At 69.7% G+C, this 14,695-nt stretch carries 14 protein-coding genes and 2 tRNA genes; 9 read left to right on the top strand and 7 right to left on the bottom strand.

The window, feature by feature from the left end; genetic code table 11:
• Positions 1-114 precede the first annotated feature (114 nt).
• Both RBJ65_RS14325 and RBJ65_RS14320 read left to right on the top strand, forming a co-directional pair.
• The gene (locus tag RBJ65_RS14325) at positions 115-1,200 is read left to right on the top strand and encodes a Glu/Leu/Phe/Val dehydrogenase (protein ID WP_306324174.1); all 1,086 of its coding nucleotides are present in this window, start codon (positions 115-117) and stop codon (positions 1,198-1,200) included.
• Positions 1,201-1,462: 262 nt separating this feature from the next.
• Positions 1,463-1,726 (top strand): DUF3073 domain-containing protein, encoded by a 264-nt coding sequence (locus tag RBJ65_RS14320; RefSeq protein WP_306324173.1) that lies wholly within the window; start codon positions 1,463-1,465, stop codon positions 1,724-1,726.
• A 114-nt stretch (positions 1,727-1,840) separates the two neighbouring features.
• On the opposite strand, the gene purM is transcribed toward RBJ65_RS14320, so the two are convergent.
• Positions 1,841-2,911: a phosphoribosylformylglycinamidine cyclo-ligase gene (gene purM, locus RBJ65_RS14315; RefSeq protein ID WP_306324172.1), complete on the bottom strand. Its 1,071-nt coding sequence runs from the start codon at positions 2,909-2,911 to the stop codon at positions 1,841-1,843.
• A gap of 35 nt (positions 2,912-2,946) precedes the next feature.
• Positions 2,947-4,473 (bottom strand): amidophosphoribosyltransferase, encoded by a 1,527-nt coding sequence (gene purF, locus RBJ65_RS14310; RefSeq protein WP_306324171.1) that lies wholly within the window; start codon positions 4,471-4,473, stop codon positions 2,947-2,949.
• Positions 4,474-4,650: 177 nt separating this feature from the next.
• Here purF and RBJ65_RS42090 point away from each other — a divergent pair, with 177 nt between their 5' ends.
• Both RBJ65_RS42090 and RBJ65_RS14305 read left to right on the top strand, forming a co-directional pair.
• Positions 4,651-4,743 (top strand): putative leader peptide, encoded by a 93-nt coding sequence (locus tag RBJ65_RS42090; RefSeq protein WP_372341466.1) that lies wholly within the window; start codon positions 4,651-4,653, stop codon positions 4,741-4,743.
• Positions 4,744-4,887: 144 nt separating this feature from the next.
• Positions 4,888-6,309, top strand: coding sequence for a sulfatase (locus RBJ65_RS14305; protein ID WP_306324170.1), 1,422 nt, complete (start codon positions 4,888-4,890; stop codon positions 6,307-6,309).
• 34 nt (positions 6,310-6,343) lie between these two features.
• Here the strand turns inward: RBJ65_RS14305 and RBJ65_RS14300 are convergent, their stop codons facing one another.
• The 5 genes from RBJ65_RS14300 to purS all read right to left on the bottom strand — a co-directional run bounded on the left by RBJ65_RS14300 (position 6,344) and on the right by purS (position 11,762).
• Positions 6,344-7,186 (bottom strand): META domain-containing protein, encoded by an 843-nt coding sequence (locus tag RBJ65_RS14300; RefSeq protein ID WP_306324169.1) that lies wholly within the window; start codon positions 7,184-7,186, stop codon positions 6,344-6,346.
• A 58-nt stretch (positions 7,187-7,244) separates the two neighbouring features.
• Positions 7,245-8,042: a maleylpyruvate isomerase family mycothiol-dependent enzyme gene (locus RBJ65_RS14295; protein ID WP_306324168.1), complete on the bottom strand. Its 798-nt coding sequence runs from the start codon at positions 8,040-8,042 to the stop codon at positions 7,245-7,247.
• Between the two features lie 515 nt (positions 8,043-8,557).
• On the bottom strand, positions 8,558-10,807 hold the full coding sequence (purL, locus tag RBJ65_RS14290; protein ID WP_306324167.1) for a phosphoribosylformylglycinamidine synthase subunit PurL: 2,250 nt from the start codon (positions 10,805-10,807) through the stop codon (positions 8,558-8,560).
• Positions 10,804-11,487: a phosphoribosylformylglycinamidine synthase subunit PurQ gene (gene purQ / locus RBJ65_RS14285; protein WP_306324166.1), complete on the bottom strand. Its 684-nt coding sequence runs from the start codon at positions 11,485-11,487 to the stop codon at positions 10,804-10,806. Before purQ ends, purL begins: the two co-directional genes overlap by 4 nt.
• Positions 11,484-11,762, bottom strand: coding sequence for a phosphoribosylformylglycinamidine synthase subunit PurS (purS, locus tag RBJ65_RS14280; RefSeq protein WP_306324165.1), 279 nt, complete (start codon positions 11,760-11,762; stop codon positions 11,484-11,486). The genes purQ and purS overlap by 4 nt, the downstream gene beginning before the upstream one ends.
• A gap of 347 nt (positions 11,763-12,109) precedes the next feature.
• On the opposite strand from purS, the gene RBJ65_RS14275 reads away from it, so the two are divergent.
• The 5 genes from RBJ65_RS14275 (at position 12,110) to RBJ65_RS14255 (ending at position 14,685) form a co-directional block, all read left to right on the top strand.
• Positions 12,110-12,430 (top strand): Lsr2 family protein, encoded by a 321-nt coding sequence (locus RBJ65_RS14275; RefSeq protein ID WP_306324164.1) that lies wholly within the window; start codon positions 12,110-12,112, stop codon positions 12,428-12,430.
• 145 nt (positions 12,431-12,575) lie between these two features.
• Positions 12,576-12,647: transfer RNA gene (locus RBJ65_RS14270), tRNA-Gly, on the top strand.
• 52 nt (positions 12,648-12,699) lie between these two features.
• Positions 12,700-12,772, top strand: a tRNA-Gly gene (locus RBJ65_RS14265).
• A gap of 129 nt (positions 12,773-12,901) precedes the next feature.
• Positions 12,902-13,879 (top strand): ABC transporter ATP-binding protein, encoded by a 978-nt coding sequence (locus RBJ65_RS14260; RefSeq protein ID WP_306324163.1) that lies wholly within the window; start codon positions 12,902-12,904, stop codon positions 13,877-13,879.
• Positions 13,876-14,685, top strand: coding sequence for an ABC transporter permease (locus RBJ65_RS14255; RefSeq protein WP_306324162.1), 810 nt, complete (start codon positions 13,876-13,878; stop codon positions 14,683-14,685). Before RBJ65_RS14260 ends, RBJ65_RS14255 begins: the two co-directional genes overlap by 4 nt.
• Positions 14,686-14,695: the final 10 nt, after the last annotated feature.

Genomic DNA, 14,695 nt, shown 5'->3' with positions numbered 1-14,695 from the left:
GCGGCCGTGGCGGTCCCGTCCACGCTCTAATCTCTTGCTCACGCACCACCTCGGACGCCCGCCACCCGCACGGGATTCCGTTCAACCGCCGCTACGTACTGGGGAGTCACCACAGTGACCAATGTGACCGGCGATGTCCTGCACACCCTCTTCCACTCGGAACAAGGGGGCCATGAGCAGGTCGTCCTCTGCCAGGACCGGGCCAGCGGCCTCAAGGCCGTCATCGCCCTCCACAGCACCGCCCTGGGCCCCGCCCTCGGCGGCACCCGCTTCTACCCGTACGCCACCGAGGAAGAGGCCGTCGCCGACGCGCTGAACCTCGCGCGCGGGATGTCGTACAAGAACGCCATGGCCGGGCTCGACCACGGCGGCGGCAAGGCCGTGATCGTCGGCGACCCGCACAAGATCAAGAGCGAGGAGCTGCTGCTCGCCTACGGCCGGTTCGTGGCCTCGCTCGGCGGCCGGTACGTGACCGCGTGCGACGTCGGTACGTACGTCGCCGACATGGACGTCGTCGCGCGCGAGTGCCGCTGGACCACGGGACGCTCGCCCGAGAACGGCGGCGCCGGCGACTCCTCGGTCCTCACCGCCTTCGGCGTCTTCCAGGGCATGCGGGCCAGCGCCCAGCACCTGTGGGGCGACCCGACGCTGCGCGGCCGCACGGTCGGCATCGCGGGCGTCGGCAAGGTGGGCCACCACCTCGTCGAGCACCTCCTGGAGGACGGCGCCGAGGTCGTGATCACCGATGTCCGCGAGGAGTCCGTGCGGCAGATCGCCGAGCGGCACCCGGAGGTCGGGATCGTCGCTGACACCGACGCGCTGATCCAGGTGGAGGGCCTCGACATCTACGCGCCCTGCGCCCTGGGCGGCGCCCTGAACGACGACTCCGTGCCGGTACTGACCGCGAAGGTGGTGTGCGGCGCGGCCAACAACCAGCTCGCGCACCCGGGCGTCGAGAAGGACCTCGCCGACCGCGGGATCCTCTACGCGCCGGACTACGTGGTGAACGCGGGCGGCGTGATCCAGGTCGCCGACGAGCTGCACGGCTTCGACTTCGACCGGTGCAAGGAGAAGGCCGCGAAGATCTTCGACACGACACTTTCCATCTTTGCTCGTGCGAAGTCCGATGGGATTCCGCCCGCTGCGGCGGCCGACCGGATCGCCGAACAGCGGATGGCGGAGGCGCGCGGCAGGGGCTGAGTCCCCGGCTTGCGTAACGAGCGTCACGCTCCCGGCGGGTCGCCCGCCAAGAAGAGGTTAAAATCGCAGCTGACCAGCGAGGAAAGGGCTTCTCGCTGGTCCTGCGCCCAGGCGCGTCCTGCGGGCGACGTACCGTATGGGCGTGGGCTCAGGTACCGTGGGAGCCCTACGGACCGGTCTCCCTGCGGGGAGTCCGTTCCAGATCATGAACGCGTGTCAAGACTCTGGGGCCATGAAGCCCCATCACCGAGGGGGTCGAGCCATGGGGCGCGGCCGGGCCAAGGCCAAGCAGACGAAGGTCGCCCGCCAGCTGAAGTACAACAGCGGCGGGACTGACCTGTCGCGTCTGGCCAACGAGCTAGGCGCATCCACGTCGGATCCAGTATCGAATCAGCCGCCGAACGGCGAGCCTTTCGAGGACGACGACGAGGAAGACGACCCGTACGCCCGCTACGCGGATATGTACAACGACGACGAGGACGAGGACGACGAGTCCGGTCCTTCGTCGCAACGCCGAGGCGCTTGACCTCGTAGCACGTCAGCGACGTCATCGCCGCTGCACTTCACCCGGTCCGGGGTGGTCACCACGCCGGACCGGGTTTTGTGCTGCCCAGAGGGGCCCCGCAGGGCCCCGAGGGGCTCAGCTCGCGTAGTCACCGGTGAGCTCGGCGCCCGTGGCGTGCTCGCCGCGGTCGACGATCTCGCCGGCCACCCAGGAGTCCACGCCGCGGTCGGCCAGGGTCGCGAGGGCGACCTCGACCGACTCCTGCGGGACGATCGCCATCATGCCGACGCCCATGTTCAGCGTCTTCTCCAGCTCCAGGAGCTCGACCTGACCCTTCGTACCGACGAGGTCGAAGATCGGGTCCGGGGTCCACGTCGAGCGGTCGACCGTGGCGTGCAGGCCGTCCGGGATCACGCGGGCCAGGTTCGCCGCGAGGCCGCCGCCGGTGATGTGGCTGAAGGCGTGGACCTCGGTGGTGCTGATGAGCGAGAGACAGTCCAGGGAGTAGATCTTCGTCGGCTCCAGGAGCTCCTCGCCGAGCGTGCGGCCGAGTTCCTCGACGTGTGCCTCCAGGTCCATCCCCGCGCGCTCCAGGAGGACGTGGCGGACCAGCGAGTACCCGTTCGAGTGAAGGCCCGACGAGGCCATGGCGATCACCGCGTCACCCTTGCGGATGCGATCCGGGCCCAGCAGGTTGTCGTGCTCCACGACGCCCGTACCGGCGCCCGCGACGTCGAAGTCGTCCGGGCCCAGCAGGCCCGGGTGCTCCGCCGTCTCGCCGCCGACGAGGGCGCAGCCCGCGAGGACGCAGCCCTCGGCGATGCCCTTCACGATGCCCGCGACCCGCTCCGGGTGGACCTTGCCCACGCAGATGTAGTCCGTCATGAAGAGCGGTTCGGCGCCGCACACCACGATGTCGTCCATGACCATCGCGACGAGGTCGTGGCCGATCGTGTCGTAGCGGCCCAGCTGCCGGGCGATGTCGACCTTCGTGCCGACGCCGTCGGTCGCGGAGGCGAGCAGTGGGCGCTCGTACTTCTTCAGGGCGGAGGCGTCGAAGAGGCCGGCGAAGCCGCCGAGGCCGCCGAGGACCTCGGGGCGCTGCGTCTTCTTCACCCACTCCTTCATCAGCTCGACGGCGCGGTCACCGGCTTCGATGTCGACGCCCGCGGACGCGTAAGAAGCACCGGTATTGGTCTCAGACATTGCCTGGGATCTTTCGCTTGGGTGATACGAGGGGTCTACGGACGACGGATCGCGTCGGACGCAGCCGTGGACGCAGGACCTGCGGCCAGTTCCGTCTCCAGGAGCTGCTTGCCGAGGAGCTCCGGGTCCGGGAGGTCCATCGGGTACTCGCCGTCGAAGCAGGCGCGGCACAGGTTCGGCTTGGCGATGGTGGTCGCCTCGATCATGCCGTCGATGGAGATGTACGAGAGCGAGTCGACCCCGAGCGAGGTGCCGATCTCGTCGACCGTCATGCCGTTGGCGATCAGCTCCGCGCGGGTCGCGAAGTCGATGCCGAAGAAGCAGGGCCACTTGATGGGCGGCGAGGAGATCCGGACGTGGATCTCGGCCGCGCCGGCCTCGCGGAGCATGCGGACCAGGGCGCGCTGGGTGTTGCCGCGCACGATCGAGTCGTCGACGACGACCAGGCGCTTGCCCTTGATGACTTCCTTGAGGGGGTTCAGCTTCAGACGGATGCCGAGCTGGCGGATCGTCTGGGAGGGCTGGATGAAGGTGCGCCCGACGTAGGCGTTCTTCACCAGGCCGTTTCCGAACGGGATGCCGGAGGCCTCGGCGTAGCCGATCGCGGCCGGCGTTCCGGACTCCGGCGTCGCTATGACCAGATCGGCCTCGACCGGCGCTTCCTTGGCGAGCTTGCGGCCCATCTCCACGCGGGAGAGGTACACGTTCCGGCCCGCGATGTCCGTGTCCGGGCGGGCCAGGTACACGTACTCGAAGACACAGCCCTTGGGCTTTGCTTCGGCGAATCGGGAGCTTCGCAGGCCGTTCTCGTCGATGGCGACGAACTCGCCCGGCTCGATCTCGCGGACGAAGCTGGCGCCGCAGATGTCGAGCGCGGCGCTCTCGGAGGCGACCACCCAGCCGCGCTCCAGGCGGCCGAGCACCAGCGGGCGGATGCCCTGCGGGTCACGGCCCGCGTACAGCGTGTTCTCGTCCATGAAGACGAGCGAGAAGGCGCCCTTGACCTCGGGCAGCACCTTGAGGGCCGCCTCTTCCACGGTCAGCGGCTTGCCGTCGTCGTCGACCTGGCCCGCGAGCAGCGCGGTGATCAGGTCGGTGTCGTTGGTGGCCGCGACCTGGGTCGCGCGGCCGTTCTCCTTGGGGAGTTCGGCGACAAGCTCGGCGAGCTGCGCCGTGTTGACCAGGTTGCCGTTGTGCCCGAGCGCGATCGAACCGTGCGCGGTCGCGCGGAACGTCGGCTGGGCGTTCTCCCATACGGAGGCCCCGGTGGTCGAGTAGCGGGCGTGACCGACCGCGATATGACCTTGGAGCGAACCTAGAGAGGTTTCGTCGAAGACCTGGGATACGAGTCCCATGTCCTTGAAGACGAGGATCTGGGAGCCATTGCTGACCGCGATTCCCGCGGATTCCTGACCCCGGTGTTGGAGGGCATACAGCCCGAAGTAAGTGAGCTTTGCGACCTCTTCACCCGGCGCCCAGACACCGAAGACGCCGCAAGCGTCCTGGGGGCCCTTCTCGCCGGGAAGCAGGTCGTGATTGAGTCGACCGTCACCACGTGGCACGGCACCGAGTGTAGACGTGATCCCCCAGTGGTCCGAATTGGGGACAGTGGCTACGCGGGTTGACCGGGGCGGATGTGACTCAACTCATCACTCGACTCATCACTCGACTCATCGCGATGTCCGTACTACGGACCAGTAGTTGACAGGTGTGCGTCATTCTCGGCAGAGTCCCGAGCCATGCAGCCACTCCGTGACCGTGTGGTCACCCTTGTGGAGCGCCGCCACGTCGACCTGGTCCGTGTCGCGAGCGCGATCTGTCTCTGTGCGTGATCTTCCCCTGCACCTGACGTCCGTCTGACGTCGGTCGTCGGCCCCCGCCGCTGTGCCGGAGCCGTCCGTCAACGCAGCTTCCGCGCCCCCTGAGGCGCGTACTTCGTGTGCCGTCACCGCGGCCACCATCACCTCGGAGACCCCATGCCTTCGCATGCCACCGGCCTGTCCCGTCGCGCCCTCGGCGGGGCGGCCGTCGCCACCGTCGCCGCCGGAGTCGGGTCCACGGGCCCCGCCGCCCGTGCGGCCGAACCCCGTGAGACGCCCTTCCGTGCCGCCGCCGGACGCGGATCGCGGCGGCCCAACATCCTGTTCATCCTGGGCGACGACCTCGGCTGGGCCGACCTCTCCTCCTACGGCTCGCCCCACATCAAGACCCCGAACCTGGACCGACTCGCCCGCCAGGGCGTCCGGTTCACCGACGCCTACAGCGGCTCCGCGACCTGCTCCCCCACCCGTTTCAGCCTCTACACCGGCCGCTATCCGGGCCGTACGAAGGGCGGTCTCGCCGAGCCGATCGCCGACCGGTCCGTCGGCCTCGACCCGAACCACCCCACGCTCGCCTCACTGCTGCGCGGCGCCGGCTACGCGACCGCCCTGATCGGCAAGTGGCACTGCGGGTATCTGCCGGACCACTCGCCCACGAAGTCGGGTTGGGACGAGTTCTTCGGGAACTTCGGCGGGGCCCTGGAGTACTACTCGAAGCTCGGCCTCGGCGGCGAGTACGACCTCTACGAGGGCCGGGTGCGGGAGGGCGACGCCACGTACAAGGATCTGCGCTACTACACGCGGATCCTGACAGAGCGGGCGAGCGAGTACGTGAAGCGGGACCACGGCGAGCGGCCGTGGCTGCTCAACCTCAACTTCACGACCCCGCACTGGCCGTGGATCGCCGACGGGGACGAGGAGGCGAGCGCCGGGGTCGTACGGCGGATCAGGGCCGGGGACAAGCGAGCCCTCTTCCACAACGACGGTGGATCGGTGGAGAAGTACACGGAGATGGTCCAGGACCTCGACCGCTCGATCGGTCAGGTGCTGAGGGCCCTGAAGGAGTCCGGTCAGGAACAGGACACGCTCGTCTTCTTCGCCTCGGACAACGGCGGTGAGCGCTTCTCCTACAACTGGCCGCTGTCCGGCAACAAGTCGTCCCTCCAGGAGGGCGGCATCCGCGTCCCGACGGTGCTGCGCTGGCCCGCCCGGATCGACGGCGGGCAGGTCAGCCACGAGCCGGTGTTCACCCCCGACTGGACGGCGACGCTGCTGGAGCTCGGCGGGGCACGCCCCGACCCCGCGTACCCGCTGGACGGCACCAGCCTCGCGGGCTATCTGTTGCGCGGCGAGGAGTTGACGGAGCGCGAGCTGTTCTGGCGGGTGCGCGGGGAGCGGGCCGTGCGGCGCGGCGACTGGAAGTACTACCGGGGCAGCGGCGGAGACGACCAGCTGTTCAACCTCGCGGCCGACCGCCGCGAACAGGCCGACCGGGCGGCCGACGCGCCGGGGCTGCTGGCCGAGTTGAGGGCGGCGTGGGAGAGGACGGACGCGGAGTTGCTGCCGTATCCGTCCTGATGTCCCGTCGGCCGTGACCGGGTCACCCGACTTGTCACCCGTCGGCGGCGGTGAGGCCGATGCCGCTGTCGCTGCCGTCGGGCTGCTTCAGCGTGAGGGTGTTGCCCTGAATGTCGTAACTCACCTTGTTCTTCAGGACATCGAGCATCGTCTTCTCGACCTCTCCGGCCGCCCCGATGCACCCCATACGAGTGCTGGTCAGCGGTCCGAAGGTGATGTGGTCGCCCTGCACGGTGGCCTTGGCGCGGCCGCTGTTGCAGCCGAGGCGGGCGCTGATGTGGCCGTCCTTCTCGAAGACGAGGCGGGCCCTGCCCTGGGCGGCCTTCGGCAGGGAGCCGGTGGTGCCGTCGGCGCTCAGGCTCGTGACGTTCCACTTGGTGCCGACGAGCTTGGCGTCGCGCTGTTTGGCGAGGGTGACGGTGTCGCCGTTGGCGCGGGTGAGGACGAGGCCCTGGTCGCCCGCCGCCGCCTTCACCGTGTTCTTCTCGGCGAGGGCGCGGGCGAGGGTGTCCTCGAAGGCGCTGACGCCCTTGCCCTCGCAGAGCATCATGGTCCGCTTCGCCTTGCCCAGGTCGACGCTGTCGTCGGTGACTTCGGCCCGGGCGTCGAAGTGGTTGCAGCCGTAGTTGCCGCGCACCCGCTCGTCCGAGACGAACTCGACGTACGCGCCGCCGGGGCTCTTGGTGGTGTGTCCGTCCACCGTCACGCTCTGCACGGTCCAGTGGACGCCGGCGATGGGGGCGCCGCCGACCGTCATCGCGCCGGAGGCCTTCTGGTCGCCGCAGGCGGTGACGGTGGCGAGGGCGGTGAGCGCGGCGAGCGGCAGGCCGACACCGCTGGTCAGAGCACGGGTACGGGATGTACGTAGCGTGAGCATGGCAATGGGACGTGGCGGGCGGTGTTCCGGTTCCGGCCCGCCACGGGGCCCGTACGCATCACGCCATGATCGGCAGCAGTCCCGACAGGTCGGCGCGCTCCCCGCTGGCGCTCACCAACGCGTCGTCCAGCGCCGTGGTCCACGGGAGCCGGCCCGTGGCGAGCCGGATCCAGGTGAGCGGGTCGGTCTCGACGACGTTCGGCGGGGTGCCGCGGGTGTGCCGGGGGCCCTCCACGCACTGCACGACGGCGTACGGCGGGATCCGTACCTCGGTGGAGGCGCCCGGCGCCTTCGTAGCGAGGGCGTCGGCGAGGACGCGGGTGCAGGTGGCGAGGGCCTGGCGGTCGTACGGGATGTCGAGGCCGGGCACGGCGGCGTTGAGGTCGTCGGTGTGGACGACGAGTTCGACGCAGCGGGTGGGGAGGTAGTCGGCGAGGGTCAGGTGGCCGGTGCGGTTGGCGACGAGGGCGTCGGCGGGGTGGTCCGCGAGGGCCTGTTCGACGCCCTTCCCGGCCTCGTCGTAGAGCGCGGCGAGATCGTTGCCCGCCGCGAGTTCGGTCACGTACGCGTCGATGTCCTCGGCGTGCTGGGCGGAGGTCATCGGCCAGTCCTGCGGCGTGAGTTCGGCCTTGGCCGCGTCGGCGGCGGCGAGCCCTCGGGCGACGGCGCTCGCCGCCATCGTGATGTGCGCGGCGAGCTCCCGTACGTTCCACGCGCCGAGCCGGGTCGGGCCGTCGAGCTGCGCCGGGGTGAGCGAATCGACGCCGGTGCGCACGGCGTCGAACTGGGCCAGCACGGCGGCGCGGGTCTTGACGAAGTCGTAGGCGCGAGGGCGCTTCTTCTTGGCGGGCGGCATGGGAGTGAGCCTACGACCACGCCTCACGCCCCCGTGTCCCTCGGCCGCACCGGGGCACCCCCATGGTCATGACCCCGCCGCACCGGGGGCCGCCTTGCCCACCCTGCCGCCCAAGACGGCAGATTGCCCAAGGCGGGTGGGGTCCCCGTGGGGCCGACGCCCCAGGAGGGGGCGGGTGGTGGGAGATGGGCGGGGTGGCGCTTGGTCGCCACGGGTGGGCGGTGCTCAAGGCGGGCGGTGGGCAACTAAAGCCCCGCCATCGGACGATAGCCCGCGAGGTCCGGGGCCGAGCCCCGATCTCCCAGCCCCGCCAACCATCGAGGCACGGACGCCAGAGCAGAGCCCCGATCTCCCAGCCCCGCCGGCCATCGAGGCACGGACGCCAGAGCCGAGCCCCGACCTCCCAGCCCCGCCGGCGTTTGAGGCGCGGGGTCCGGGGCGGAGCCCCGGGGCGTGGGGGGGGACGGTGGGCCCCGGTCCGCGTGGCGGAGAGGTGGGGCCCACCCTCGTACGGCTTACGCCAAGAGCGCCGGAATCGTGTTCTCGTGCGCCTCGCGCAGCTCGTCGAGCGGCAGCGCGAACTCGCCCTGGACATCGACCGATTCACCGTCCACGACACCGATACGGGTGACGGGCAGCCCCCGCGCCCCGCACATGTCGTTGAAGCGGAGCTCCTCGCTGCGCGGAACCGCGACGACCGCACGGCCCGCCGACTCCGAGAAGAGGAACGTAAACGCGTCGAGGCCGTCCGGAACGACCAGCCGCGCACCCTTGCCACCGAGCAGCGCCGACTCGACCACGGCCTGGATGAGCCCACCGTCGGACAGGTCGTGCGCGGCGTCGATCATGCCGTCACGGCTCGCCGAGATGAGGATCTCGCCGAGCAGCCGCTCGCGCTCCAGGTCCACGGCCGGCGGCAGCCCACCGAGGTGCTCGTGCACGACCTGCGACCAGGCCGAACCGCCGAACTCCTCACGCGTGTCACCCAGCAGGTAGAGGAGCTGGCCCTCTTCCTGGAAGGCGACCGGCGTGCGGCGCGCCACGTCGTCGATCACACCGAGGACCGCCACGACCGGCGTCGGGTGGATCGCCGCCTCGCCCGTCTGGTTGTAGAGCGAGACATTGCCACCGGTCACCGGGGTGCCGAGCTGCTGGCAGCCGTCGGCCAGGCCACGGATGGCCTCGGCGAACTGCCACATCACGGCCGGGTCCTCCGGCGAACCGAAGTTCAGGCAGTCGGAGACCGCGAGGGGCTTCGCACCCGTCGTGGCCACATTCCGGTACGCCTCCGCGAGCGCCAACTGCGCGCCCGTGTACGGGTCGAGCTTGGCGAACCGGCCGTTGCCGTCCGTCGCGATGGCGACGCCGAGGCCGGTCTCCTCGTCGATGCGGATCATTCCGCTGTCCTCGGGCTGCGCGAGGACCGTGTTGCCCTGCACGAAGTGGTCGTACTGCTGAGTGATCCACTTCTTCGACGCCTGGTTCGGCGACGCGACGACCTTGAGGACCTGGTCCTTGAGCTCGTCACCCGTCGAAGGCCGCGGCAGCTTGCCCGCGTCGTCGGCCTGCAGCGCGTCCTGCCAGTCCGGGCGGGCCAGCGGGCGCTCGTAGACCGGGCCGTCGTGCGCGACCGTGCGCGGGTCGACGTCGACGATCTTCTCGCCGTGCCAGAAGATCTCAAGCCGGTCGCCGTCGGTCACCTCACCGATGACGGTGGCGATGACGTCCCACTTCTCGCAGATCTCCAGGAACCGGTCGACCTTCCCCGGCTCCACCACGGCGCACATGCGTTCCTGCGACTCCGACATCAGGATCTCCTCGGGGGAGAGCGTCGAGTCGCGCAGCGGTACGTCGTCCAGCTCGACGCGCATACCGCCCGAGCCGTTGGACGCCAACTCGCTGGTGGCGCAGGAGATTCCGGCGGCGCCGAGGTCCTGGATGCCGACGACGAGCTGCTCGGCGAAGGCCTCCAGGGTGCACTCGATGAGGAGCTTCTCCTGGAAGGGGTCGCCGACCTGGACGGCCGGACGCTTCGACGGCTTCGCGTCGTCGAAGGTCTCGGACGCCAGGATGGAGGCGCCACCGATGCCGTCGCCGCCCGTCCGGGCGCCGTACATGATGACCTTGTTGCCCGTGCCCGCCGCCTTGGCGAGGTGGATGTCCTCGTGCCGCATGACGCCGATGGCACCGGCGTTGACCAGCGGGTTGCCCTGGTAGCAGGCGTCGAAGACGACCTCGCCGCCGATGTTCGGCAGGCCGAGGCAGTTGCCGTAGCCGCCGATGCCGGCGACGACGCCCGGGAGCACGCGCTTGGTGTCGGGGTGGTCGGCCGCGCCCATCCGCAGCGGGTCGACGACGGCGACCGGCCGCGCGCCCATCGCGATGATGTCGCGGACGATGCCGCCGACGCCCGTGGCCGCGCCCTGGTAGGGCTCGACGTACGACGGGTGGTTGTGCGACTCGACCTTGAAGGTGACGGCGTAGCCGTTGCCGACGTCGACGACGCCCGCGTTCTCGCCGATGCCGACGAGCAGCGCGTCGCTCTGCGGCGCCTTCTCGCCGAACTGGCGCAGGTGGACCTTGGACGACTTGTACGAGCAGTGCTCGGACCACATGACCGAGTACATGGCGAGCTCGGCGCCGGTGGGCCGGCGGCCGAGGATCTCCACGACGCGCTCGTACTCGTCCTTCTTCAGGCCGAGTTCGGCCCAGGGCAGCTCGACGTCGGGAGTCTTTCCGGCGTTCTCTACGGTGTCGAGGCTCATGACGCGGCGACCAGCTTCTTGAGGATCGAGGTGAAGAACGGGAGGCCGTCGGTGCGGCCGGACCCGATGAGGGGCTCGACGGCGTGCTCCGGGTGCGGCATCAGACCGACGACGTTGCCCGCCTCGTTGGTGATGCCCGCGATGTCACGGAGGCTGCCGTTGGGGTTGAAGTCCACATACCGGAAGGCGACCCGGCCCTCCGCCTCCAACATGTCGAGCGTGCGCTCGTCGGCGACGTAGCGGCCGTCCATGTTCTTCAGCGGGATGTGGATCTCCTGGCCCGCCTCGTAGTCGGCGGTCCAGGCGGTGTCCGCGTTCTCCACCCGCAGCTTCTGGTCGCGGCAGATGAAGTGCAGATGGTCGTTGCCGAGCATCGCGCCGGGGAGGAGGTGGGCCTCGGTGAGGACCTGGAATCCGTTGCAGATCCCGAGGACCGGGAGGCCCGCCTTCGCCTGCTCGATCAGCGTCCCCATGACCGGCGAAAAGCGCGAAATGGCGCCCGCGCGCAGGTAATCGCCGTAGGAGAAACCGCCGGGCAGGACAACCGCGTCGACCTGCTTCAGGTCCTTGTCCTTGTGCCAGAGCGCGACGGGCTCGGCACCGGCAAGCCGGATCGCGCGCTGAGTGTCGCGATCATCGAGGGAACCGGGAAAGGTGACGACGCCAATACGAGCGGTCACTTTTCGGCCCCCACCGCGGACTCTTGCGCAGGCTCTTCCACCTTGACGGTGAAGTTTTCGATCACGGTGTTGGCGAGGAAGGTTTCCGCCAGCTCCTGGATACGGGCGAGGGCGGCGTCATCCACCGGCCCGTCCACTTCGAGCTCGAAACGCTTTCCCTGACGTACGTCGGAGATGCCGTCGAAACCGAGGCGCGGCAGCGCACGCTGCACCGCCTGGCCCTGGGGGTCGAGGATCTCCGGCTTGAGCATGACGTCGACTACGACGCGTGCCACTGGCACTCCCGGTGTGTGGGTTGAGCTGGTCCGTTCAGCGTACCTGCCCAAATTTTCTACTCGCGTAGACAGTAGGAAGCTACGAGATGCGGATCACGTTATGGCAACGACATGAGATCCCCACGGAAAATTAAGGGAAAGACTCCGGATATCCGCCCCGCGAGACACACCGAGGCTTTTAACTGGTCTTCCCACTGCATTGCCGGACAGGGTAAAAAGGAATTGGCAGATACAGGCACTCGGCCTGAACTCGGGTTGCCGCATTGCCCGAGCATTGCCTGACAACAGCTGGACAGTCTGCATCACCGCACGTCAAAGCGGGGTGCCGGACGAAGGGACCGATATTCGTGGCGCAGCGTGTCGTGGTCACCCTCTTTGACGACATCGACGGCGGGGAAGCGACGGAAACGGTCGCATTCGGTCTCGACGGCTCGTCGTACGAGATCGACCTCAATAAGGCCAACGCCCATCAGCTCCGCGAGGCCCTGGCCCCGTACCTGGAGGCGGGCCGCAAGCGGTCGATCAAGACCGGCAAGGCGTACAAGCGCACCGACCTGAGCCCCGACCCGGCCGCCGTCCGCGCCTGGGCCCGCTCGAACCACTTCGACGTACCGCCGCGCGGCCGCATCCCGAAGCGGGTCTACGAAGCTTTCGCGGAAGCCAACTGAGCGCGCCCGCGGCCGACTGAGCCGTGCCGGCCCCCGCGTCAGGAAGCCCCCTCGGCAACCGACTTGCGTTGCACCCCCAGCGGTCGGCTAAAGTCTGGAGCACGCCGAGGGGCGAGGCCGACGGGCCGGACCTCACGGAGTACATGCGGGTGTAGTTCAGTAGCAGAACATCCCCCTTCCAGGGGGAAGGCGCAGTGTGCAATTCCTGTCACCCGCTCTGCATCGCGTACCGATCGCTTCGGTGAGTGCGGTAGGCTGATGCAAGCAGTGCGAACGTAGCTCAGTTGGTAGAGCGCAACCTTGCCAAGGTTGAGGTCGCGAGTTCGAACCTCGTCGTTCGCTCAGAGAACGAAGGCCCCGGTCCTCCTGGACCGGGGCCTTCGTCGTTGCTGCGGGCCTTCTGACATTTGTCATGCGGGCCGATGACAGCGCGCACTGCCCGCCTCCCTTCCCGGGCGGAAGGCTGGACGTATGACCAGCAACGAGCGCGTGATCGACGTCACTGATCTGCGCCGCGTGTACGGGGACGGCACAAAAGGGTCCTACGAGGCGGTGCGCGGAGTCGGCTTCTCCGTGGGCCGCGGCGAGCTCTTCGCCCTCCTCGGCACGAACGGCGCCGGAAAGACCTCCACCGTCGAAGTCATCGAAGGACTCGCGGCCCCGGCCGGTGGTCGAGTGCGGGTGCTCGGGCACGACCCGTACACCGAGCGGGACCGGGTGCGGCCGCGGATCGGGGTGATGCTGCAGGACGGCGGCTTCCCGAACGAGCTGACCGTCACCGAGACCGTACGAATGTGGGCCGGGTGCACCAGCGGGGCCCGGCCCGTCGGGGAGGCCCTTGAGGCCGTCGGGCTCCAGCGGCGCGGGAAGGTGCGGGTCAAGCAGCTGTCCGGCGGCGAGAAGCGGCGGCTCGACCTCGCGCTCGCGCTGCTCGGACGGCCCGAGGTGCTCTTCCTCGACGAACCGACCACCGGGCTCGACGCCGAAGGGCGCCGCGACACCTGGGAGTTGGTGCGCCGGCTGCGCGCCGAGGGCACCACCGTGCTGCTGACCACGCACTACCTGGAAGAGGCCGAGTCGCTCGCCGACCGGCTCGCGATCCTGCACGAGGGGCGGATCGCGGCCGAGGGCACCGTCGACGAGGTCGTCGCCGCGCAGCCCGCGCAGGTCTCCTTCGAGCTGCCCGACGGCTACTTCGTCGGGGACCTGCCGCCGCTGGGCGCGCTCGGCGTCGACGGGCACGAGGTCGAGGGCCGGCTTGTCCGGCTGCGTACCGGAGATCTGCAGCGGGCCGCCACGGGGCTGCTCGTGTGGGCGCGGGACGCGGGCGTCGAACTGCGGCGGCTCGATGTGCGGGGCGCGTCGCTGGAGGAGGCGTTCCTGCGGATCGCGCAGGAGGCGAAGGGTTCCGCCAGGGAGCCGGAGCGGGCGAAGGAGATGGCGGTATGAGTACGACGACCATGGCCGCACCGGCCCCGGCGACCGGGGGCACGACCACGTCCCTGGGGCGGCTGCGGGCGCTCGCGCGGGCCGAGCTGACGCTCATCGGGCGGAGCAAGGGCGTCCTGTTCACGGCGATGTTCGTGCCGCTGGTGCTGCCGTTCAGCGTCAAGGCCTCGGCGACCGAGGACCGCCTGGCGGGGACCGGCCTCAGCTCGGGCACCGTCGTGCTGTCCTCCGCGATCTCCTTCTCGCTGCTGTTCGCGATCTACAGCGCCCTGGTCAGCGTGTACGCGGCGCGGCGCGAGGAACTCGTCCTCAAGCGGCTGCGCACCGGGGAGCTGCGCGACACCGAGATCCTGGCGGGCGCCGCGATGCCGTCCGTGCTGCTCGGCCTCGTACAGATCGTCGTCCTGGCGACGGCCTGCGCGTTCCTGCTCGACGCGGGCGCCCCCGAGGCGCCCCAACTCGCCCTGGCAGGGCTTGTGTTGGCGATTCCGCTGTGTGTCGCGCTCGCCGCGCTGACCACCGTGTTCAGCCGTAGCGTGGAGAGCGCGCAGGTCGCCGCGATGCCGCTGCTGCTCGTCACGATGCTCGGGTCGGGCACCATCGTGCCGCTGGAAGTGCTGCCGGACACGCTGGCCTCCGTGTGCGAGGCGCTGCCGCTGACGCCCGTGCTCACCCTGATCAGGGGCGGCTGGAGCGGCAACCTGTCCGGCGGCGACACGGCGCAGGCTCTGGTCACCGCGGTGGCCTGGCTGGTGCTCGCGGTGTTTGCTGTACGACGGTGGTTCCGCTGGGAGCCGCGGCGCTGAGAGGGGACGA

The organism is Streptomyces sp. KL109B (genome assembly GCF_030766935.1).
Classification (GTDB): domain Bacteria; phylum Actinomycetota; class Actinomycetes; order Streptomycetales; family Streptomycetaceae; genus Streptomyces.
This window is presented reverse-complemented; position numbering and strand designations above follow the sequence as displayed.